Origin of the sequence: Sphingomonas rhamnosi (assembly GCF_036663615.1) — a bacterium.
GTDB lineage: Bacteria > Pseudomonadota > Alphaproteobacteria > Sphingomonadales > Sphingomonadaceae > Sphingomonas.
This window is the reverse complement of record NZ_JAXOJJ010000002.1, coordinates 208,184-229,596: the sequence shown is the minus strand read 5'-3', so window position 1 is coordinate 229,596 and position 21,413 is coordinate 208,184. Positions and strand designations below refer to the sequence as shown.

Below are 21,413 nucleotides of genomic sequence, written 5' to 3'. Positions count from 1 at the left end.
TGCTCATCAGAAATACCCCTCGCGCTTCTTCTTCTCCATGCTCGCCGTCTGGTCATGGTCGATTGCACGCCCCTGACGTTCGCTGGTCGTCGTCAGCAGCATTTCCTGAATCACCTCAGGCAGGGTCGCCGCCTCGCTCTCCACCGCGCCGGTGAGCGGGTAGCAGCCGAGCGTGCGGAACCGGATCGAGCGGTCGACCGGCACTTCGCCCGGCGCCAGCCGGAACCGCTCGTCGTCGACCATCAGCAGCATCCCATCGCGCTCGACGGTCGGGCGCGGTGCGGCGAAGTAGAGCGGCACGATCTCGATCCCCTCGGCGAGGATGTACTGCCAGATGTCGAGTTCGGTCCAGTTCGACAGCGGGAACACCCGGATGCTCTCACCCTTGGCAATGCGCGTGTTGTAAAGCCGCCAGAGCTCGGGCCGCTGCGCCTTGGGATCCCAACCATGGTTGGCAGAGCGGAACGAGAAAATGCGCTCCTTCGCGCGGCTCTTCTCCTCGTCGCGCCGCGCGCCGCCGAACGCGACGTCATAGCTGCCCGCGGTCAGCGCCTGTTTCAGCCCCTCGGTCTTCCACATGTCGGTGTGGCGGCTGCCATGATCGAACGGGTTGATCCCCAGCGCCGCGGCTTCGGGGTTGGTATGGACGATCAGCTCCATCCCCGCATCCGCCGCGGCCCGCGCGCGGAGATCGTACATCGCCTTGAATTTCCACGTCGTGTCGACATGGAGCAACGGGAAGGGCGGACGTGCCGGGAAGAACGCCTTCTTCGCCAGGTGCAGCATCACGGCGGAATCCTTGCCGACCGAATAGAGCATCACCGGGCGCTCGGACTCGGCGACGACTTCGCGCAGGATGTGGATGCTCTCGGCTTCGAGGCGCTGGAGATGGGTCAGTGTCATTGCTGACAGAGATAAGCACCACAGCGGCGCGCGCGACCAATTTATCCTGTTGGCCGCGAAAGCCGATCAGTCCGATCGGCGCTGTTCGAGCGAATCGAGGATCATCCCTCCCGCCATGAACACCGCGATCGGGCAGCAGGCGAACAGCAGCCAGCCGCCATAGCCCGGATATTGCTGCAGATAATGCACCCCGCGTTCGACCGCGCCGAGCCCGAGCCCGTAGATCACGAGGAACGCCTCGAACTTTGTCTTGATGACGAAGAGCCGAGTGAAGCGGTGCCACATGCCGATGGTTAAGCAAAGCGCGTGCCAATGGCGGATTTCCGACGATTCGCCGTGGACGAACGTGGTTACCTGTCAATTAACCCGACAAGATCGAGCGCTTCCAGCAGGGTGCTGCGCGCGCGTTCGATGCGAGCGATCAACGCTGGATCGCAGATCTCCGCCGGGCCGATCGTCTCGGGCCAATGCGTAGCGACGACGGTGGCGAGCCGGTCGAGCTTGGCGTGATCGACCAGGAACCGCGGGTCGACGGTCGCGGGGGCGCACACGACCCGCAGGCGCAGGCAGGCGGGACCGCCGCCATTGGCCATCGATTCGCGGACGTCGACCACCTCCAGCCGGCGGATCGGGCCATTGCCGGCGACATGCTCCTCCAGCCAGTTCCATACCGCGGCGTTCGCGCGTGCTTCCTCGGGCAGCACCAGGGTAGCGCCGTCCTCGGTCGACACCAGCTGCGCGTTGAACAGATAGGACGACACCGCATCGGCTAGGCTTACGCGGTCGGCGGGGACCTGGACGATCTCGACCTCGGGCATGATCCGCGTCAGGTTGGCGTAAAAGCGGTCCTTGTCCGCGAACGCCTGCTCGTGCGCGAACAGCACGCGCTCGTTGGCGACCGCGACGACGTCGTTGTGGAACGCACCCGCCGCGATGGCCGCTTCCGACTGCGCGACGAACAGCGTGCGCGCGGGATCCAGCCGATGGGCGCGGGCAACGGCCTCGCTCGCTTCGCGGTGCTGACGGGCAGGGTAGGGGCCGCCCGAGACGCCGTACACGAAAACCTCGACGCCCGGTGCGTCGTGCGCCGCGCACAGCCGCATATGATTGGCCGCGCCTTCGTCGCCGAACGGCGCCGGCACTGGTCCGTGGATGCGGAACGCGGGGTCGGCGAACGCGACGATCAACTGCTGCAGCGTCTCGCGCGCCTCATGGCTGCGATGCGGCATCGTCATCAAATTGGCGACGGTCAGATGGCAAACCCCGTCGGCCGTATCCGCTGCCGGGCTGACGGTCGCCGCGTTCGCCGCCCACATCGCCGAGGCCGACATAGCCTGCGCGCGCAGATGATCGGGGGCGGTCGCCGGATCGGTCGCCAGCGACCCCAGCCACAGCCGGTTCGGCCGCCGGTGCGGCAGCATTATCCCCTGCGTCAGCCCCAGATCGAGGGTCGCGCGCATCTTGGCGATCCCCTGCAGCGCGGCGGCGCGCGGGTAGGCGACCGCACCAGCGTTGCGCGTAGCGGCCAGATTGCCGGGGCTCAGCCCAGCATAATTGTGGCTCGGGCCGATCAGCCCGTCGAAATTGATTTCCCGGATCATATTCGCGCCACGTGCGTGACCGTGTCGTCCGCGCCTACGCCCAACGCCGTCGCGCACGCTTCGCCCAGCACGATCCCGTCGTCGCCCTCCCGCACCCCGCCGAACGCGCAGCGGAAGTCGCCGAGCGTGCCGCACGCGACCAGCGATTCGACGCCGCCCGTGGCATCGATCGCCGCCACCCGCGTCGCGCGGGCTTCGGCGATGGTTCGAACCTTGTCGGTCTTCGCCGTCATCGTCGGGCCGCCATCGAAGATGTCGACGTAATTCTCGAACGCGAAGCCTTCATTTTCCAGCATTCGCATCGCCGCACGTCCCGATGGGTGCGGCAGGCCGATCGCCGCGCGTGCCGATTCGGACAGCATCGCGGTGTAGATCGGGTGTTTGGGCATCAGGTCGGCGATGAACTGGTGGCCGTTGATCGCGTTGAACTGGTCGGCGTCCTGGAAATTCATCCCGAAGAACCGCCCAGCAAGTCCATCCCAGAACGGCGACCCGCCGGCCTCGTCGATGATCCCACGCAACTCGGCGAGCACGCGGTCGGCGAAGCGCGCGCGGTGCATCTTGATGAACAGGTATCGGCTGCGCGCGAGCAGCAGGCCGAGCCCGCCGGCGCGTTCACCCGGGTGCAGGAACAACCCGCCGACTTCGCTCGCGCCCTCCAGGTCGGTCGCGAGCGTCAGCATGTCGGCGCGGAAGGTGCGGTTTAGCTCCTTGCTATGCTGCGTCAGCGTGCCGATCCGGTAGCTGTAGAACGGCCAGCTCTGCCCCACGAGCGTGAAGATCTGGCAGGTGCCGCGCACCTCGCCGGTCTGGACGTTTTCCAGGATCAGCACGAACAGCTCGTCCTGCACGCCGTCCTCGGTCCGCGCGAAGGCGGCGTGGCTGCGTTCGAGCTTGGCGGTCAAGGCGCGCCGATCCGGCGGCAGGTTGGTGAACCCGCCCCCGGTCAGCTTGGCCATTTCGTAGAGATGCTGAAGATCGTCATCGACCGCGGCACGGATACGGAAACTCACAGGCGGCCCTCGGCGATGCGCAGGATGGTGACGGCCGACAGCGCGGCGCGCTCGGCCAGGCTGTCGGGGATCAGGAACTCGTCGACCGAATGGATCGCGCCACCGCGCACCCCCATGGTGTCGACCACGGGCACACCAGCGGCCGCGATGTTGTTGCCGTCACACACCCCGCCGGTCGCCTTCCACGCGATGTTTAGGCCGAGGTCGCTACCCGACGCGCGAACCAGATCGAACAGTCGCGCCGCGCCCGCGTCGATCGGCTTGGGCGGGCGGTTGAAGCCGCCATATACGCTGACCCGCACATCATGCTCGACCGCGACCAGCGCGACTACGGCGTCGATGTGCGCTCGCGCGCTCTCGATGTCGTCGAGCGTCGCCGGACGGAAATTGACGCGAAGTACCGCCCGGTCGGGCACGACGTTGTTCGGTCCGCCGCCGTCGATCCGCGCCGGGTTCACCGCCAGTTTCGGCCCCGCGACTTTCGCCAGCCGCACCGCGATATCCGCCGCCGCGACGACAGCGTTGCGCCCATCCTCGGGGTTGCGCCCAGCATGCGCGCTCCTCCCCTCGACGACGATGGAGAAATTGCCCGTGCCGCCCCGCGCCCCGGCCAGCGTGCCGTCGGCGAGCGCGGGTTCATAGGTCAGCGCGGCGATCTTGCCGCGCGCCGCCTGCGCGAGCAACGCGGCGGACGAGAAGGACCCGGTTTCCTCGTCCGAATTGATCACGACGTCATAGCCGATCGCGGCGCCGCTCGCCTCGACCGCCTGCAGCGCGGCGAGCATGACGGCGAGCCCACCCTTCATATCGGCGACGCCCGGCCCGTTGACTGTTCCGTCGTCCATCGTCTGCAACGTCTGGAACGGGTGATCGACCGGATAGACGGTGTCCATATGCCCGGTGAACAGCATGCGGACGGGCGCCTCCGGGCGTACCGACAGATGAAGGTGCTGCCCGTGATCAAGCGCCGATACGACGCCATCCGTCGCAACGGCTTCGGCCGCAGCCGGGGCGACCAAAGTCAGCGCGCCCGGCAACACCGCGAAGGCGTCCGCCAGCGTCGTCGCCATCGTCGCCAACCCGGGCAGGTTGCGCGTGCCGCTGTTGATCGCGGCCCAGGCCTCGACCTGCGCCAGCATCGGTGCGTCTCCCGCGCGCGCAATCGCGTCGCGTTCGATCGTGGAAAGTCCTCTCATCCGGCGGGTCTAGAGCAAGCCGGGGGGTGCCGACCACCCCCTCCGGACGATCCGCTAGAAGCTGTACACCAGCGACGCACGACTGGTGGTATCGGTCGAGACCGATCCGACCGGCGGCGTGCTCTCATACTGGAAGTTGTAAGAGAGAGCGGCCGAAAGCGGCCCGATCAGCTTCGCGGTCACCGCAGTAGTGCCGCTGACCGTGCTGTTGTCCTGCTGGACATAGGCCGACGCGATCTGGCTGACGGAAAGCCCATTGGTAATCCGCCAGCTGAAATCGACCGTCCCGCGCGCCGCGACGCTGCTCTGCACCACCATATCGGTGAACTGGGTGTATCGATAGGCCGGCCCAAGCTCGAGGTCGAGTTTGGTCCGCGCGGTTTTGAGCAGGCTGTAGCCCGCGCCAACCGACGTCGAGTAACGGTTGTTGTAGCCCAGGAACCGATCGCTCTCATACTGCGCCGCGCCGTAGACATAGGCGCGGTCGTCGATCTTGAAATTGGGTTCGTACGACGCGAGGTAATGCTCGCGCACGGTGACGTTCTGGTTCGACTGATAATCTGCCTGCGCGCGGAACTTCTGCCGCCAGCGCAGGCCTTCGCGCGTGAGGTCGAGAATCGCACTGCCGCCGGCGGTGTCCGAATTGCCCGTGGTCAGATAGCCGCCGACCTCGGCCCGGCCACGCCACAGGTCGAGAAAGCTCGCTTGGCGGATCACCGCGGTCCGCTGCGCCGCGCGATCGGCCTTCCACTTCTCCGCGATCGCCAGCACGGCATCGCCACTCAAAGGGTCGGCGGCGCGGGCATATTTGACGATCGTCGAGACGTCCGCCTCGTTGCCCGATTCCAGCGCGGCGTCGAGCATCGCGCGGATGTTCTCCGGGATCATGACGGAACCCGGGTCCGCCGCGTTCGCGAGGGTCAACGGGACGAGAAGGAGCAACAGGCGACGCACCGCGCTGCCGTAGCGGCGGTGCCGCGGATTGGGAACCGTTCAGTCCTGCCGCGTTGCGCCGAGATGTGGCGCGAAGGCGGCGAGTACCTGTTCGTACAACGCCTTCTTGAACGGCACGATCACGCTCGGCAGATCCCGCGGGTCCAGCCAACGCCAGGCGCGGAATTCCTGATGCTCGGTGGCGATGTCGATATCCGCGTCGGTGCCGAGGAAGCGATAGAGGAACCAGCGTTGCTGCTGGCCCCGCCACTTGCCCTTCCACACCTTGCCGATCAGTTCGGGTGGCAGATCGTAGGTGAATTCGCCCGGCGCCTCGGCGACCAGTTCGACATGATGCGGCGCGACGCCGGCTTCCTCGCCGAGCTCGCGCAGCGCCGCGGCCTGCGCATCCTCGCCGGGGTCGATCCCGCCCTGCGGCATCTGCCAGGCCTCCAGCGTCGTATCCACCCGCTGGCCGACGAATACGCGCCCCTCGGCATTGATCAGCATTACGCCGGCACAGGGACGATAAGGAAGGTCGGTCACATCTGTCTCCGAGCGCTGCGAATGCCTACCTAGGGTCGATGATCCGTGTCGTCCATCATCCCGACTATGTCGCGGCCGCGCCTGCGCGCTCCACCTATCGCTGGAACAAGAACGGGCTGATCCGCGACCTGCTGCTCGCGCAAGGGGAACGCATCGACTGGCATCTGCCCGAGCCGACGCCGCAGGTGTGGCTCGAGACGGTGCATGACGCGGGCTATGTCGCCGAAGTGCTGGAGGCCCGCGTGCCGCGCGAGAAGGAGCGGCGGATCGGCTTCCCCGTGACGCCCGCGGTCGCGCGCCGTGCCGCGATCGTCCCCAACGGGACGTGGCTGGCGGCGTGCCTCGCGCTCGATCACGGCTTCGCGGCTAACACTGCGGGCGGCAGCCACCACGCGCTCGCCACCACGGGCGCGGGCTATTGCGTGTTCAACGACCTTGCGGTCGCGGCGGTGCGGTTGATCGAGGAACGGCGCGTCGAGCGCGTGCTGGTTGTCGACTGCGATGTGCATCAGGGCGACGGCACCGCCGCGCTGCTTGCGGGGCATGTCGGGATCGCGACCTATTCGATTCACGCCGCCAGGAATTTTCCGGTGCGCAAAGCATGTTCGACGCTCGACGTGGCGCTGCCCGACGGGGTCGACGACGACGGATATCTTGCGGCGCTCGATTCGACGCTGGTGCCGATGCTCGACGAGATGCAGCCCGAGCTGATCCTCTATCAGGCCGGCGTCGATCCGTTCGTGGACGACCGCCTTGGACGGCTGGCGTTGACGCTAGGCGGCCTCGAACGGCGCGAACAGTTCATCGCCGGTCTGGCGATCACGCGCTGCATTCCCCTCGCGAGCACGGTCGGCGGCGGCTATGGCGACGATGCGCAGGCGATCGCCGAGCGCCACGTTGCCGCGATCCTGACTTTGGGACAGGCGTTCGCGGACGCCGCCGGAACGCAGACGCGGCTCAGCGCGTAGGAGCAAGCATGACCACACTTCTCTGGCTCCGCCAGGATCTTCGACTCCACGACCAACCCGCCTTGATCGCCGCCGCCGCGGCCGGCGCAGTCATCCCCGTGTACATCCTCGACGACGACGCGCCGGGCACCTGGGCGATCGGCGGCGCGCAACGCTGGTGGCTGCATCACACGCTCGAAGCGCTGGGGGCGGCGCTGAAGGAGAAGGGGTCGAAGCTCATTCTGCGACGCGGCGATGCGGTGAAGACGCTGACGGCGCTCATGGAGGAAACCGGCGCCGAACAGATCGACGCGATCCGCCATTACGAACCCTGGTGGCGCAAGGCCGAGGACGCGCTCGGCGATCGGCTCTGCCTGCATGACGGCAATCACCTAGCGCGGCCCGAGCATGTCCGGACCGGCGCAGGCACGCCGTTCAAGGTCTATTCGGGGTTCTGGCGCGCGCTCTCGCAGATGATGCCGCCGGCCAAGCCCGAGCCGGTCCCGCACACGATCGCCGCGCCCGACGCCTGGCCAAAGAGCGACACGCTCGCCGACTGGGCGCTGTTGCCGACCAAGCCCGACTGGTCGACGGGCTTCGGCGAGGATTGGACGCCGGGCGAGGCGGCTGCGCACGAGCGCGCGACGGACTTCGCCGAGAAGGTCGACGCCTATGAGGCGACCCGCAACCTGCCCGCGGAGGAAGGCACGTCGCGCCTCTCGCCGCATCTGCACTTCGGCGAGATCTCCCCGCGCGCGGTGTGGCACGCGGTCGACGGCCACCGCGATGCCGAGAAATTCCGCAAGGAGCTCGCCTGGCGCGACTTCACCGACGGCGTCGTGATGGCGATACCCGATTATGCCGACGCCAATGGCCGGCCGAAATTCGACACGCTCCCTTGGCGTTCGGGGGCCGACGCGGATGCGGATCTCGCCGCCTGGCAGCAGGGGCGGACCGGGTATCCGATCGTCGACGCCGGGATGCGGCAGCTCTGGACCACAGGCTGGATGCACAACCGGGTGCGGATGATCACGGCCAGTTTCCTTATCAAGCACCTGCTGATCGACTGGCGCCGCGGCGAGCGCTGGTTCTGGGACTGCCTGCTCTGCGCCGACTATGGCAACAACTCGGTCAACTGGCAGTGGACCGCGGGTACCGGCATCGATTCGAACATGTATTCGCGGATCATGGCCCCGCTAACGCAGTCGGAGAAGTTCGATGCGGGGGATTACATTCGTCGCTGGGTGCCCGAACTGAAGGATGTGCCCGACGCCGCGATCCACGACCCGGACGAATTTGGCCGGCGGCCAAAGGCCTATCCTGCCAAGATCATCGGCCACCGCGAAGCACGCGAGCGAGCGCTGGCGGCCGGGCGAGCGGCAGCGTAGCGCCCCTCCCTGAAAGGGAGGGGTCGGGGGTGGGTTGGTTTGGGGCAGTCGCCACGTGCACTCAGCGGCCGACCCACCCCCAACCCTTCCCTTTCCGGGAGGGGAGCGGAAGCCCTTCCCTTCACCACCCTCCCGTTGCATGGAGCGCCGCGATGAACGCGGGGCATGCTATTACCACCTCACCGAAGGGCAGCCGCGTCGCGCGAGCGGTCGCGCCGATATTCCATGCACTGCTCGACCGGATCGACGCCGGGCTGGATGTCGGCGGCATCGACGCGTCGCTGCCCGACGGGACACGACGGCTGCTCGGCGGTCGCGCCGACGGACCGATGCCGATCGTCGCGGTACACCGCTGGCGCGCGCTGGTCCGGCTCGCGACCGCGGGGTCGGTCGGCTGGTACGAAGGCTGGGCGGCCGGCGACTGGTCGAGCCCCGATCCCGTGCCGCTGTTCGACCTGTTCATGCGCAACCGCATCCCGCTCGGCAACGCAGCGCGCTCGGGCGGTCTGGCCAAGCTCGGCGCACGCGCCTGGCACCGGTTGCGGCGCAACCACCGCGATGGCGCACGCCGCAACATCGCCGCGCATTACGATCTCGGCAATGACTTCTACGAGACCTGGCTCGATCGCGGGATGACCTATTCGAGCGCGCTGTTTGCGCGCCCCGATGAGCCCCTCGAACAGGCGCAGGAGACCAAGCTGCGCGCGGTACTCGACCGCACCCGGACCGCGCCGGGCGACACCATCCTCGAGATCGGCTGCGGCTGGGGATCGTTCGCCGAGCTCGCCGCGCGCGGCGGGCGCAAGGTCCACGCGCTGACGCTGTCAACGGAACAGAAGAAGCTCGTCGACGACCGGATGACTGCAGCCAGCCTCGATGGCGTGACGGTGGCGTTGACCGACTATCGCGACGTCGCCGGGCAGTTCGACGCGGTCGCCAGCATCGAGATGGTCGAAGCCGTCGGCCAGGAATATTGGCCCGCCTATCTCGACGCAGTCGCCCGCGCGCTAAAGCCCGGCGGGCGCGTCGCGCTGCAGTTCATCACGATCGACGACGCGGTGTTCGATTCCTATGCGACCAGCGTCGACTTCATCCAACGCTACGTGTTTCCGGGCGGCATGCTGATCTCCGAGCCCCGCTTCCGCGCGCGCGCCGAAGCGCGCGGGCTAGCCTGGGAAGACCGCCACGCGTTCGGGCTGGACTACGCCGAGACGCTGCGCCGCTGGCGGGTCGCGTTCGACGCGGCGGCCGGGCAGGGGCGGCTGCCCGCGCGGCTCGACGCGAAGTTCGTCGCGCTGTGGCGCTATTACCTGATGTACTGCGAAGGCGGCTTCCGCGGCGGCGGCATCGATGTGCTGCAGGTGACGCTGGTGAAGCGATAGCCATCAGCCCAACACCACCCCGGCGAAGGCCGGGGCCCAATTGGGTGACAGAGGTAATGGCGCACGGTCCTTCGTTACACGGACCGTCCCATTTGGGCCCCGGCCTTCGCCGGGGTGGTGCAAATCAGCCGACCCGTTCGAAATACCCGTTCTCGAACCCGTCGATCGCCAGCCGCGCGATCCGCTCGGCGACCACCGCCGGCGCCTTCACCGACTTCGGATCCTCGCCCGGATAGGCGCGCGCGCGCATCTTGGTCCGGGTGGCGCCGGGGTCGAGGATCGCGGTGCGGATGCCGCTGATCTCGGCCATCTCGTCGCCATACGCGCCGAGCAATGTCTCGAACGCCGCCTTCGACGCGCCGTACATGCCCCAATAGGCGCGCGGCGTCCGCGCGACGCTCGACGTCACGCCGATCACGCGCGCCGACGGCGCCTTTTTCAGCATCGGGTCGAACACCGCGAGCAGCGCCGCCTGCGCGCTGACGTTGAGCGTCAGGATCTGCGCAAGTTCCTTCGGATCGATCGCCGGCACCGACGACAGCGACCCCAGCATCGCGGCGTTGAGCACGAGGATGTCGAGCGCATCCCAGCGGCCCCCCACCGCCGCCGCCAACCGGGCAATCGCATCGGTCTCGGCCAGGTCGAGCGGCGCGATCGTCGCCGATCCCCCGGCGGCGTGGATCGCCTCCTCGACCTCTTCCAGCCCGCCAACGGTCCGCGCGGTCAGCACGACATGCGCGCCCTGCGCTGCAAGCGCGAGCGCGGTCGCCGCGCCAATGCCACGGCTCGCGCCGGTCACGAGCGCGAGTTTGTCAGTCAATGGTTTCAAGCAGTCTCTCCGTCGCGTCGTTTGGGCGCTCCTGCGTGGCCGATCAGACCACCCGCTCGGCGAGCATCGCGAACTGGTCGACCTCGGACCCTTCGTCATGGTCGGTCAGCGTCGTCGGATAATCACCCGTGAAGCACGCGTCGCAATATTTCGGGCGGATATCGGCGCGCTTGGCCTCGCCCAACGCCTTATACAGCCCATCGATCGAGATGAACGCCAGGCTGTCGGCATGGATGAACCCGGTCATCCCACCCAGATCCAGCTTCGCCGCGAGCAGTTTCGCGCGCTCGGGCGTATCGACGCCGTAGAAGCAGCTGTGCCGCGTCGGCGGGCTGGCGATCCGCATATGCACTTCGGCGGCGCCCGCATCGCGCATCATCTGCACGATCTTCAGCGAGGTCGTGCCGCGGACGATCGAATCGTCGACCAGGATGACCCGCTTGTCCTTGATCAGCGCGCGGTTGGCATTGTGCTTCAGCTTGACGCCCAGATGGCGGATCTGGTCGCCCGGCGAGATGAAGGTCCGGCCGACATAATGCGACCGGATGATCCCGAGCTCGAAGGGAATGCCGGATTGCTGCGCATAGCCGATCGCCGCGGGCGTCCCCGAATCGGGGACCGGGATCACCAGATCGGCGTCGACCGGCGATTCGATCGCAAGCTGCGCGCCGATCGCCTTCCGCACCGAATAGACGGAATGATCGCCGACGATCGAGTCGGGCCGCGAGAAATACACCCATTCGAAGATGCACGGCCGCGCGGCCATCGGCGCAAACGGTCGGATCGAACGGACCTCGGATCCTTGCACGATCACCAGTTCGCCCGGCTCGACCGCGCGGACGAAGGTCGCGCCGACCACGTCGAGCGCGACCGTCTCGGACGCGAAGATGATCGCATCGCCCAGCTTGCCCATCACAAGCGGCCGGATGCCGAGCGGATCGCGGCAGGCGATCATGCCCTCGGGGGTCATCACGATCAGCGAATAGGCGCCCTCGACCTGCTTCAGCGCATCGATGAAGCGATCGAGCAGCGTCCGGTAATTGGACGTCGCGACCAGGTGGATGATCGTCTCGGTATCGCTCGTGGACTGGAAGATCGATCCGCGCCGGACGAGTTCCTTACGCAACCGCATCGCGTTGGAAATATTGCCGTTGTGCGAAATCGCAAACCCGCCGGTCGACAGCTCGGCATAGAGCGGCTGGACGTTGCGCAGCGCGGTCTCGCCGCTGGTCGAATAGCGGACATGCCCGCAGGCGACGGTGCCCGGCAGCGCGCGGATCACATCGTCGCGGTCGAAATTGCCCGCCACATGCCCCATCGCGCGATGCGTATGGAAATGCTGCCCGTCGAAGGTGGTGATACCGGCGGCTTCCTGCCCGCGGTGCTGTAGCGCGTGCAGGCCCAGCGCCACCAGCGCGGCAGCGCCGTCGGAGGCGGAAACGCCGAAAATTCCGCATTCCTCGCGGAGCTTATCGTCATCGTACGGGTGTGTCGTCAGCATGGCGGGGTCTCACGTCCTGCGGAGGCCGCCATATAGGAACGGTTGCGCGACTTGTCGCCTGTTTGTCATGAATGCGGTGCGCGACCCGTCGCATCGGCCGCCAATCCGGCTATACGAAGGGTATGACCGACCCACGCGAAACCGGGCTCACGCTCGATCCCAAATATGATTCCGCCGGCCTGATCACGGCGGTTGTCACCGATCGCGGGTCGGGCGACGTGCTAATGGTCGCGCACATGAACGCCGACGCCCTGGCCGCCACCCAGGCGAACGGCGAGGCGCATTTCTGGTCGCGCAGCCGCGCCAAGCTCTGGAAGAAGGGCGAGACATCCGGGAACGTTCTGCGAGTCGTCGAACTCCGCGTCGATTGCGATCAGGACGCGCTCTGGGTGATCGCCGAGCCGGCCGGCCCCGCCTGCCACACCGGCGCGCGCAGCTGCTTCTACCGGCGGATCGAGGGTGGCGGTCTGGTGCGGATCGAATGAGATGGCTCGCGCTGGCGCTGCTGCTGGCAGGGTGTGGCAGCACCGAACAAGCCACGACCAACGACACCGCGGGCGCCCAACTCGAGGCCGCCGCGACTCGCGCCGGGCTGATCGCCGACCCAAACGCGTCGCTCCAGGGCAGTTGGGCGCGCGACACCGACCGCGTCTGCGTCGTCGATTCGGACAATCGCACCGGCCGGATCGGCGCCACCGTCGACTATGGCGACAATCAGGGGTGCGCGGCGTCGGGCACGGTCAGCCGATCGGGAGATCGACTGATGGTGGCGTTCGGCGGATGCCGGTTCGAGGCACGGTTCGACGGCGATCGCATCCGCTTCCCCGCCGATCTTCCCACCGCGTGTGAAGCGCTGTGCACCGGCCGTGCCTCGCTCGCCGCGCTGACCGTCGATCGACTGAGCGAGTCGCGCGCCGAAGCGAGCGCGCTCCGCTCGACCAAAGGGGCGCTCCTTTGCGGCAGTTGACGTTGACGTAAAGGGCAGCTACATGCCGTGACGATGACGACCTTCGCCTCCTATGCGGTGATCGAGCCTCTCGACGGGCAGGAGACCTTCACGATCTCCGACCTGTCGTCCGAGTTCGACGTCACCGCACGCGCGCTGCGGTTCTACGAGGACGAGGGACTCATCAACCCCGAACGCCGCGGCACGCAGCGCATCTATTCGCACCGCGACCGCGCCCGGCTCGCCTGGATCCTGCGGGGCAAGCGCGTCGGCTTCAGCCTTGGCGAGATCCGCGAGATGATCGATCTCTACGATGTCGGCGACGGCCGCCGCCTGCAACGCCAGGTCGCGATCGATCGCGGCCGCGCGCGGATCGAGCTGCTCGAAGCACAGAAGCGCGACATCGACGCTGCCATCACCGAACTCACCGCTTTTGTTGCCGTGCTCGAAGCCGGCCGCGCTCAGGACAAAGGATAATCCATGCCCCAGTACACGCCCCCCGTCCGCGACACCCGCTTCGTCCTCGACCATGTCGTCGGGCTCGACCGCTACGCCAACCTGCCCGGCTTCGACACGGCCAGCCCCGACGTCGTCGACGCGGTGCTTGAAGAGGGCGGCAAGTTCGTCGCCGAAGTCCTGTTTCCGCTCAATCTGTCGGGCGACCAGCAGGGCTGCACGCGCCATGCCGATGGCAGCGTGACGACGCCCGACGGCTTCAAGGCAGCGTATCAGCAATATGTCGAGAGCGGCTGGGCGACGCTCGGCAACCAGCCGGAATATGGCGGGCAGGGCGTGCCGCACGTCGTGTCGACCGCGTTCCAGGAATATATGATCTCGTCGAACATGGCGTTCGCGATGTACCCGGGCCTGACGCACGGCGCGATCGCCGCGCTGATCGCCAAGGGGTCGGACGCGCAGAAGGCAATGTACGTCCCCAAGATGGTGTCCGGCGAATGGGGCGGCACGATGAACCTGACGGAGCCGCAGTGCGGCACCGATCTGGGCCTGATCCGCACCAAGGCCGAGCCGCAGGCCGACGGCTCCTATGCGATCACGGGCACCAAGATCTTCATCTCGTCGGGTGAGCATGACCTGACGCCCAACATCATCCATCTCGTGCTGGCGAAGACGCCCGGCGCACCCGACAGCTCGAAGGGCATCTCGCTGTTCGTGGTGCCGAAGTTCCTGGTCAACGAAGACGGCTCGCTGGGCGCGCGCAACGACGTCACCTGCGGCTCGATCGAGCACAAGATGGGCATCCACGCCAATTCGACCTGCGTCATGAACTATGACGGTGCGACCGGCTGGCTGGTCGGCGAGGAGATGAAGGGCCTCGCCGCGATGTTCATCATGATGAACGCCGCGCGCCTGGGCGTCGGCCTGCAGGGCCTCGGCATCGCCGAGGTCGCCTATCAGAACGCCGTCCAGTACGCGCAGGATCGCCGCCAGGGCCGCGCGCTCACCGGCCCCAAGGAGCCGCAGGAAAAGGCCGACACGCTGTTCGTCCACCCCGACGTCCGCCGCATGTTGATGGAAGCCAAGGCGCAGACCGAGGGCCTTCGCGCGTTGATCATGTGGACCGCGCTGCAGGCCGATCTCGAGCACGCCGCCGGGACCGAGGAAGAGCGTCAGCTCGCCGGCGACCTGATCGGCCTGCTGACCCCGGTCATCAAGGGCTACGGCACCGACAAGGGCTATGAGATCGCGACCAATTCCCAGCAGGTCTATGGCGGCCATGGCTACATCGCCGAATGGGGCATGGAGCAATATGTCCGCGACGCGCGCATCGCGCAGATCTACGAGGGCACCAACGGCGTGCAGGCGATGGACCTGGTCGGCCGCAAGCTAGCCCAGAATGGCGGCCGCGCGATCCAGGCGTTCTTCAAGCTGGTCGCCGACGACGTCGCCGCCGCCAAGCAGGTCGAGGCGACCGCGCAGTTCGCCACCGACCTCGAAAAGGCCAACGGCCAGCTCCAGGCCGCGACGATGTGGTTCATGGCCAACGGCATGAAGAACCCCGAGAATGTCGGTGCGGGCGCGTACAGCTACATGACGCTGATGGGCATCGTCGCGGTCGGCACGATGTGGCTGCGGATGGCTGTCGCGGCCGCCAAGCTGAAGGCGGCGGGTGAAGGCGACACCGCGTTCCTCGACGCCAAGCTGGTCACCGCGCGCTTCTTCGCCGAACGCATCCTACCCGACGCGGGCGCGCTGCGCCGCAAGATCGAGGGCGGCGCGGAATCGCTGATGGCGCTGCCGCCGGAAATGTTTCTGGCGGCCTGAGCCGAGACTTAGGAAGCAAACTGTTCCCCGGCGAAGGCCGGGGCCCAGTTGGGAAGGTTCATGTAACGACGGGCTGCCCTCCGTTACCTCTGTGTCCCATCTGGGCCCCGGCATTCGCCGGGGAACGGTCGCTCGTTAAGCCGGCGCCGTTTCAGCCCCATGCGCGGCCATTACGGCCAGATATTCATCCAGCACCGCCTGGTTGATCGCGTCCCACTGATACCCCGAGGCCTTGGCATGCCCGGCATGCCCCATCGCCGCACGCAAAGCCGGCTCGGTCACGACCCGCCCGATGGCCTCGGCATAGCCCGCGATATCGGCCGGCGGCACCAGAAACCCGGTAACCCCGTCGTCGATCAACCCGATAGCGCCCGACGCCCGCGCCGCGACCACCGGCACGCCGGCCGCCATCGCCTCCAGCGTCACGTTACCGAACGTCTCGGTCACCGAGGGGTTGAAGAACACATCCATCGACGCGACCGCCCGGCCCAGATCGTCTCCCGACTGGAACCCGGCGAACACCGCCCCCGGCACCTGATCCGCGAACCAGTCGCGCGCCGGGCCTTCGCCGATCACCAGAACCTTGTGGTCGACCCCGCGGTCGCGGAGCGCGCGCACCACCGCGGCGAACACGTCGAGTCCCTTTTCCTTGACCAGCCGACCGAGAAATCCAACCGCGACCGCGTCGTCGGCAATGCCGAGCCCGCGACGCCATTCCAGATCCCGCCGGCACGGATTGAACCGGTCGTGATTCACCCCGCGCGACCAGATCGCGGTCGGCGTCGTAACGCCCCAGTCGCGGACGATGTCCGCCATCCCCTGGCCGGGCACCAGCACCGCGTCAGCGCGCTCGTAGAAGCGCGTCAGGATCTTCACCATCACGGGCTCGAAGAACCCCATCCGGTAATAGCGGAAATAGGTCTCGAACCGCGTGTGCAGCGAAGCGACCGCCGCCAGCCCGTGGTCGCGCGCATAGCTGAGCGCGCGGTGGCCGAGGAAATCGGGTGCCGAGACATGGATCAGATTGGGCGCGAACGCATCCAGGTCGCGCCGGATGCTGGCCGGCAATCCGCGCGCCATCTTATACTCGCCGCGCCCGGCCGGCAGCGGCAGCGACGGCACGCTGACCAACTCGCCGGTCGGCGCAAAGGCCGGGCGTTTGGACGTCGGAGAATAGACCCGCACCTGCACGCCTTGCGACAGCAGATGCCCGACGAGCAGGTTGAGCGCCTGGTTCGCACCATCGCGTACGTAATTGTAGTTGCCGCTGAACACGGCCACGCGAAGGTCGGTTGGCTGCATGGCTTTGGGCGGATAACCGCGACCGACCCCGCGCGCCACTAAATCCGGCGTTTGCAGGGTATCGGCCCCCGGCGCGCTGGATTTTCCGGCTGTCCTACAGCTGTCGTTCGTCCTATGTTCCGACCATGAAAAGACACGCCCTCCGCGCAAAACACGCTCCGCGCCTCAACATTCGCAACATTCGCGGGGCGACCCGTCATGGTTGAGCTCGTGATCGTCGCCGTCCTGGCGCTCGCGCTGGGCCTGCTGCTCGGGTGGCTGCTGGCGTCGCGCAAGGCGCAGACGCTGACCAGCGACCTCGCCGTCGCCAAGACCCGCGCCGCCGATGCGGAACTGGTCCGCACGGCGCGCGACGCGGTTGAACGCGAGCGCAACGAAGCGCTGCAAGCGCTCGCGACGCTGCGCGCGCAGAACGACGAGCGGGCAGGGGAGGCAGAGCGCCTGCGCACCGACCTGTCCACGATCCGCGCCGACCGCGACGCCGTTAGGCAAGAATTCGCCACGCTTCGAGCGCAGAGCGACGAACGGCAGGCGGCGCATTTGACGACGTTGCAGCAGCTCCACGAGATGAAAGAAGCTGTTGCGCTTCAGTTTGACGCCGCCGCCGTGAAAGCGCTGGATACTGCGCAAAAGAGTTTTCTTGACCGCGCGGATGCTCGTTTTCGGCAATCGGAAGAAGCGGCGGGTCAGAAACTGGCATCATTGCTTCAGCCCGTTAGTGAGCGCCTACAGCGATACGAAGAAGGCGTGGCTAAGGTGGAGGCTGATCGGCGAGACGCTTTCGGTGATCTTAAAGGTCAGATCGAACAGATGCGCCTTGGACAGGAGAAGGTGAGCACCGAGGCCGCTAAGCTGGTCAATTCGTTGCGTAACGCTCCGAAGGCTAGAGGTCGCTGGGGCGAGCAGCAACTGCGCAATGTTCTCGAAACCTGCGGACTTAGCGAACATACCGATTTCGCAATGGAAGTCAGCGTGGCGGACGGGGACGGTGGAAGGCTCCGGCCCGATGCAATCGTTCGTATCCCCGGAGGTAAGTCCCTAATTATTGACGCGAAGGTTTCACTGAACGCTTATCAGGATGCGTTCGATTCAGTTGATGAAGCCGAGCGGCAACGCGGGCTCGCCTCGCACGCTGCATCCGTCAAGAATCACGTAACGGCGTTAGGAAACAAGTCGTATTGGAGCCAGTTCGATAATGCCCCAGAATACGTGGTCATGTTCATCCCCGGCGAGCATTTTTTAACAGCGGCACTAGAATTCGACCGGGAGCTTTGGGATTATGCATTCACCCGGCGCGTTTTGCTAGCGACACCAACCAATCTCGTAGCGATTGCACGGACCGTTGAAGGGGTGTGGCGTCAGGAAAGCATGGAGCGTCAGGCGCGCGACATCGCAAAGCTGGGCAGAGAGCTTTATCAACGACTTGCGACGATGGGCGAGCATGTTTCCAAGCTCGGAAAGAATTTGGGTACCGCGATGAATGCCTATAATTCTTTTGTCGGTAGCCTAGAGAGCCAGGTGCTAACCTCAGCGCGACGCTTGGAAGCGTACGATGTGGATGCTGGTGGCAAGGCCATCGACAGCCCCCCTCTTGTTGATCAGGCCGTTCGCCCGCTTACGAAGCTCGCCGTTCCTGCTGACCGTGCGGAAGGCACTGCGGATTAATGCGAATCGATCACAAACTCAGCCGCCCTGCTGCGCCAGCACCTCATACGCCATCACCGCAGTCGCGACCGCGGCGTTGAGGCTGTCGGCCTTGCCGAGCATCGGGATCTTGACCAGCGTATCGCACGCCGCCGCCATCTCCGGCAGCATCCCCTGCGCCTCGTTGCCGGTCAGCAGGAAGGTCGGCGCGGCGTACGTCGCCGAACGGTAATCGGTGTCTGTATCGAGGCTGAGCCCCACCAGCTGCCCCGGCCCGCCACGCAGCCAGTCGAGGAACGGCGTCCACTCGGTCTTCACCACCGGAATCGTGAACAGCGCGCCCATGCTGGCACGCACCGCCTCGACCGAGAAGGGGTCGACGCTCTCGCCGATCAGGATCAGCCCGCCCGCGCCGACCGCATCGCCGGTGCGCAGGATCGTACCAAGATTGCCCGGATCGCGCAGCCGCTCGGCAACCAGCCAGATGCCGGAACTCGAACGGTCGAGCGCGTCGAGAGTGAGGGCGAATTCGTCGAATACGCCGACCACCGCCTGCGGGTTATCCTTGCCCGACAGCTTCGACAGGATGTCAGGCGTCGTCTGGATCGATTCCCCGCCCGCGTCCTCGACGTCCATCGACAGCGCGTGGACCAGAGGATGGTTCGCACTCGCCGCGGCGTAGAACAAGGTCCGGGGCAGCCGCCCGGTCTCGCGCGCCTCGGTTAGGATGCGCAGCCCCTCGGCCAGGAACTGGCCCGCCTGGCGACGGTGCCGCTTGTCGCGCAAGTCGCGGACGTGTTTGACGAGCGGGTTCGAAAAGGCGGTGATTTCGCGGGGCATGGTGCGGAGGCCTTTGCGCTAGCCGCCGGCTCGCGCAAAGCGAAAACGACGCACCCGGCCGGTGCCGCTCAAGCGGCAGCCGACGGCGCGGCTCCGCCGCGACGCGCTCGGGTCAATCCTCGCCGAACTTGGCCTCGACCAGTTCGACCAACGTCGCCACCGCGGCGTCCGCGCCGTCACCGCTGGCGGAAATCACGATCGAATCCCCCATCGCGGCGCCGAGCATCATCAAGCCCATGATCGACGTCCCGGTCACCGATCCGGCGCCGTCCTTCTCGACCTGCACCTCGCACGCCTGCGACGATGCGAGCGTGACGAACTTGGCGCTGGCACGGGCATGCAGTCCGCGGCGGTTGGTGATCTGGACCGTCTTGGAGACCGTCATGCCGCGGCCTCGCCGAGCACTTCGGAGGCGACCGAGATATATTTGCGCCCCGCCTCGCGCGCGGCGGCGACTGCGGCGACCACGGTCATCGATTTGCGCGCGGAGCCTAGCCGGATCAGCATCGGCAGGTTCATCCCCGCGATCACCTCGACGTGTCCACGCTCCATCAGCGAGATCGCCAGATTGGAGGGCGTCCCGCCGAACAGGTCGGTCAGCACGACCACACCGCGGCCGGCGTCGACCTCGGCGATCGCCGCGGCGATATCGGCACGCCGCTCTTCCATGTCGTCGTCGGCACCGATCGCGATCGTCGCGACTCGTTCCTGCGGACCCACCACGTGGATCATTGCGGTCACGAACTCCTCGGCGAGTCGCCCGTGAGTCACCAATACTAGGCCGATCATATCAGACGATTCATACTCATGTGCCGACCGGCGGCCCCTCTAGCGAGTCCTGCGGCGCGGCCCCCAGGTCGCGATGGCTGACCGTGGGCGAAAATCCCGCGTCGCGCAACCGTGCGCCAACGCGTTCCGCCACGTGAACCGACCGGTGTCTCCCACCGGTACAGCCGAAGGCCACGGTCACGTAGCTTTTCCCCTCGGCCCTGTAGCGCGGAAGCAACAGCAGCAGCAGATCCTCGATTCGCCCGACCGCGGCGTCGTACGCCGGATCCGCGGCGATATAGGCGGAGACGTCGGCGTCGAGGCCCGTGCCCGGGCGCAGCACCGCGTCCCAATGCGGATTGCGCAGGAATCGCATGTCGAAGACGAGGTCGGCGTTGCTCGGCAGCCCGCGCGAAAAGCCGAACGAGCGGATCGACAACGTCGGTTCCCCGAGCACGGCGCCGCTGAAATCGGCGCGGATCATCTGCGCCAGACCGTTCGCGCTCAGCATCGTGGTGTCGATCAGCCGGTTGGCCCAATCGTGCAGCGGCCGCAGCAACGCGCGTTCGCGCTCGATCCCCCCGATCGCCGGACGGTCGGTCGCCAGCGGATGCCGCCGCCGGGTCTCCGAATAGCGGCGTTCCAGTTCGGGCGCCGCACAATCGAGGAACAGCGTCGAAATTTCGGGCCCGTTCGGGTCGACCATGTCGCGCAACCGGTCGACGATTCGCTCGGGATCGAAATCACGGGTCCGCGCGCCGATCCCGATTGCGAGCGGCTGCGAATCCCCCGGCGACCCCTCGGGCAACGGCGCATCGAGTAGCCGGTCGAGCAACAACAACGGCAGGTTGTCGACGACCTCCCAGCCAAGATCCTCGAGCGTCTTCAGCACGGTCGACTTGCCCGCGCCCGACATGCCGGTGACCAGCAGGATGTGCTTCCGGTCGCGGCTCACGCGAGAACCTCGGCGCCGCGCAGGACCATCTCGACCTTGATCGGCGCGGAGGCGTGAAAGGCTTCGATATGCATCTGCGGTACTTCGATACCCGCGACGCGGCGTATCTCGCGATCGGGCATTCGTTCGACCGGTCCGCCGCCGATCCGCACCAGCAGGCGGACCGGCACGTCGGCGACGTGCGGCATCGCGACGATCCCGATCCCGCGGACTTCGATCCGCCCGGCGATCTCCGCCGGTGCCCGCGCATGCAAAACCCTGCCCGCGCGCACCAGCACCGTCTGGTCATCGCTGATCAGCACCGCGCCGCGATCGATCAGCCGCAACGCCAGATCCGACTTGCCGGCCCCCGACGGCCCTTCGATCAAGACGGCGACGCCATCGACCGCGACGGCGGTGGCGTGCAGCCGTTCAGAGGACAGGTCGACCAGAACGA

At 66.8% G+C, this 21,413-nt stretch carries 23 protein-coding genes; 8 read left to right on the top strand and 15 right to left on the bottom strand.

Going from position 1 to position 21,413, the window contains the following annotated elements; all coding sequences use genetic code 11:
* Positions 1 to 6: 6 nt before the first annotated feature.
* The 7 genes from cysD to U1701_RS06080 form a co-directional block, all read right to left on the bottom strand.
* Positions 7 to 903, bottom strand: coding sequence for a sulfate adenylyltransferase subunit CysD (gene cysD / locus U1701_RS06110; protein ID WP_332781655.1), 897 nt, complete (start codon positions 901 to 903; stop codon positions 7 to 9).
* Between the two features lie 66 nt (positions 904 to 969).
* On the bottom strand, positions 970 to 1,188 hold the full coding sequence (locus U1701_RS06105; RefSeq protein WP_332781654.1) for a hypothetical protein: 219 nt from the start codon (positions 1,186 to 1,188) through the stop codon (positions 970 to 972).
* A 65-nt stretch (positions 1,189 to 1,253) separates the two neighbouring features.
* A complete protein-coding gene (locus tag U1701_RS06100; RefSeq protein ID WP_332781653.1) occupies positions 1,254 to 2,504 on the bottom strand; it encodes an N-succinylarginine dihydrolase in 1,251 nt (416 codons plus the stop codon).
* Positions 2,501 to 3,517: an arginine N-succinyltransferase gene (locus U1701_RS06095; RefSeq protein ID WP_332781652.1), complete on the bottom strand. Its 1,017-nt coding sequence runs from the start codon at positions 3,515 to 3,517 to the stop codon at positions 2,501 to 2,503. Before U1701_RS06095 ends, U1701_RS06100 begins: the two co-directional genes overlap by 4 nt.
* Complete coding sequence (locus tag U1701_RS06090; protein WP_332781651.1) at positions 3,514 to 4,713, bottom strand: hydrolase; 1,200 nt, start codon at positions 4,711 to 4,713, stop codon at positions 3,514 to 3,516. The genes U1701_RS06095 and U1701_RS06090 overlap by 4 nt, the downstream gene beginning before the upstream one ends.
* A 54-nt stretch (positions 4,714 to 4,767) precedes the next feature.
* Entirely contained in the window at positions 4,768 to 5,601 is an 834-nt protein-coding gene (locus U1701_RS06085; protein WP_332781650.1) for a DUF481 domain-containing protein, read from the bottom strand.
* Between the two features lie 105 nt (positions 5,602 to 5,706).
* Positions 5,707 to 6,192, bottom strand: a complete 486-nt coding sequence (locus tag U1701_RS06080) for an RNA pyrophosphohydrolase (RefSeq protein WP_332781649.1) — start codon at positions 6,190 to 6,192, stop codon at positions 5,707 to 5,709.
* Between the two features lie 38 nt (positions 6,193 to 6,230).
* Here U1701_RS06080 and U1701_RS06075 point away from each other — a divergent pair, with 38 nt between their 5' ends.
* The 3 genes from U1701_RS06075 to U1701_RS06065 all read left to right on the top strand — a co-directional run bounded on the left by U1701_RS06075 (position 6,231) and on the right by U1701_RS06065 (position 9,909).
* Positions 6,231 to 7,160 carry a histone deacetylase family protein gene (locus tag U1701_RS06075; protein WP_332781648.1) on the top strand — a complete coding sequence of 310 codons (930 nt, stop codon included), beginning with the start codon at positions 6,231 to 6,233 and terminating at the stop codon, positions 7,158 to 7,160.
* A gap of 8 nt (positions 7,161 to 7,168) precedes the next feature.
* Positions 7,169 to 8,527 carry a cryptochrome/photolyase family protein gene (locus U1701_RS06070; protein ID WP_332781647.1) on the top strand — a complete coding sequence of 453 codons (1,359 nt, stop codon included), beginning with the start codon at positions 7,169 to 7,171 and terminating at the stop codon, positions 8,525 to 8,527.
* Positions 8,528 to 8,679: 152 nt separating this feature from the next.
* Positions 8,680 to 9,909: a class I SAM-dependent methyltransferase gene (locus U1701_RS06065; RefSeq protein WP_332781646.1), complete on the top strand. Its 1,230-nt coding sequence runs from the start codon at positions 8,680 to 8,682 to the stop codon at positions 9,907 to 9,909.
* Between the two features lie 124 nt (positions 9,910 to 10,033).
* Here U1701_RS06065 and U1701_RS06060 read toward each other — a convergent pair whose 3' ends face one another.
* Positions 10,034 to 10,738 (bottom strand): SDR family NAD(P)-dependent oxidoreductase, encoded by a 705-nt coding sequence (locus U1701_RS06060; protein ID WP_332781645.1) that lies wholly within the window; start codon positions 10,736 to 10,738, stop codon positions 10,034 to 10,036.
* A 43-nt stretch (positions 10,739 to 10,781) separates the two neighbouring features.
* The gene (gene purF / locus U1701_RS06055; protein ID WP_332781644.1) at positions 10,782 to 12,239 is read right to left on the bottom strand and encodes an amidophosphoribosyltransferase; all 1,458 of its coding nucleotides are present in this window, start codon (positions 12,237 to 12,239) and stop codon (positions 10,782 to 10,784) included.
* A 122-nt stretch (positions 12,240 to 12,361) separates the two neighbouring features.
* Here purF and hisI point away from each other — a divergent pair, with 122 nt between their 5' ends.
* Genes hisI through U1701_RS06035 form a run of 4 tightly spaced genes read left to right on the top strand, consistent with a single transcriptional unit; the run spans position 12,362 to position 15,468 of the window.
* Complete coding sequence (hisI, locus tag U1701_RS06050) at positions 12,362 to 12,724, top strand: phosphoribosyl-AMP cyclohydrolase (RefSeq protein WP_332781643.1); 363 nt, start codon at positions 12,362 to 12,364, stop codon at positions 12,722 to 12,724.
* Positions 12,721 to 13,206, top strand: a complete 486-nt coding sequence (locus U1701_RS06045) for a hypothetical protein (protein ID WP_332781642.1) — start codon at positions 12,721 to 12,723, stop codon at positions 13,204 to 13,206. Before hisI ends, U1701_RS06045 begins: the two co-directional genes overlap by 4 nt.
* 33 nt (positions 13,207 to 13,239) lie before the next feature.
* Entirely contained in the window at positions 13,240 to 13,662 is a 423-nt protein-coding gene (locus tag U1701_RS06040; protein WP_332781641.1) for a MerR family transcriptional regulator, read from the top strand.
* 3 nt (positions 13,663 to 13,665) lie between these two features.
* Positions 13,666 to 15,468: an acyl-CoA dehydrogenase C-terminal domain-containing protein gene (locus U1701_RS06035; protein WP_332781640.1), complete on the top strand. Its 1,803-nt coding sequence runs from the start codon at positions 13,666 to 13,668 to the stop codon at positions 15,466 to 15,468.
* Positions 15,469 to 15,603: 135 nt separating this feature from the next.
* Here the strand turns inward: U1701_RS06035 and U1701_RS06030 are convergent, their stop codons facing one another.
* Positions 15,604 to 16,770: a glycosyltransferase family 4 protein gene (locus tag U1701_RS06030; protein WP_332781639.1), complete on the bottom strand. Its 1,167-nt coding sequence runs from the start codon at positions 16,768 to 16,770 to the stop codon at positions 15,604 to 15,606.
* 198 nt (positions 16,771 to 16,968) lie between these two features.
* Between U1701_RS06030 and U1701_RS06025 the strand changes: the two genes are divergently transcribed.
* Positions 16,969 to 18,435: a DNA recombination protein RmuC gene (locus tag U1701_RS06025; RefSeq protein WP_332781638.1), complete on the top strand. Its 1,467-nt coding sequence runs from the start codon at positions 16,969 to 16,971 to the stop codon at positions 18,433 to 18,435.
* An 18-nt stretch (positions 18,436 to 18,453) separates the two neighbouring features.
* Here U1701_RS06025 and U1701_RS06020 read toward each other — a convergent pair whose 3' ends face one another.
* The 5 genes from U1701_RS06020 to U1701_RS06000 form a co-directional block, all read right to left on the bottom strand.
* Positions 18,454 to 19,254, bottom strand: a complete 801-nt coding sequence (locus U1701_RS06020; protein WP_332781637.1) for a TrmH family RNA methyltransferase — start codon at positions 19,252 to 19,254, stop codon at positions 18,454 to 18,456.
* Between the two features lie 112 nt (positions 19,255 to 19,366).
* Positions 19,367 to 19,639: an HPr family phosphocarrier protein gene (locus U1701_RS06015; RefSeq protein WP_332781636.1), complete on the bottom strand. Its 273-nt coding sequence runs from the start codon at positions 19,637 to 19,639 to the stop codon at positions 19,367 to 19,369.
* Positions 19,636 to 20,043 (bottom strand): PTS sugar transporter subunit IIA, encoded by a 408-nt coding sequence (locus U1701_RS06010; RefSeq protein WP_332781635.1) that lies wholly within the window; start codon positions 20,041 to 20,043, stop codon positions 19,636 to 19,638. The genes U1701_RS06015 and U1701_RS06010 overlap by 4 nt, the downstream gene beginning before the upstream one ends.
* 16 nt (positions 20,044 to 20,059) lie before the next feature.
* The gene (gene rapZ, locus U1701_RS06005) at positions 20,060 to 20,977 is read right to left on the bottom strand and encodes an RNase adapter RapZ (RefSeq protein WP_332781634.1); all 918 of its coding nucleotides are present in this window, start codon (positions 20,975 to 20,977) and stop codon (positions 20,060 to 20,062) included.
* Entirely contained in the window at positions 20,974 to 21,408 is a 435-nt protein-coding gene (locus U1701_RS06000) for an HPr kinase/phosphorylase (RefSeq protein WP_332781932.1), read from the bottom strand. Before U1701_RS06000 ends, rapZ begins: the two co-directional genes overlap by 4 nt.
* Between the last annotated feature and the right edge of the window lie 5 nt (positions 21,409 to 21,413).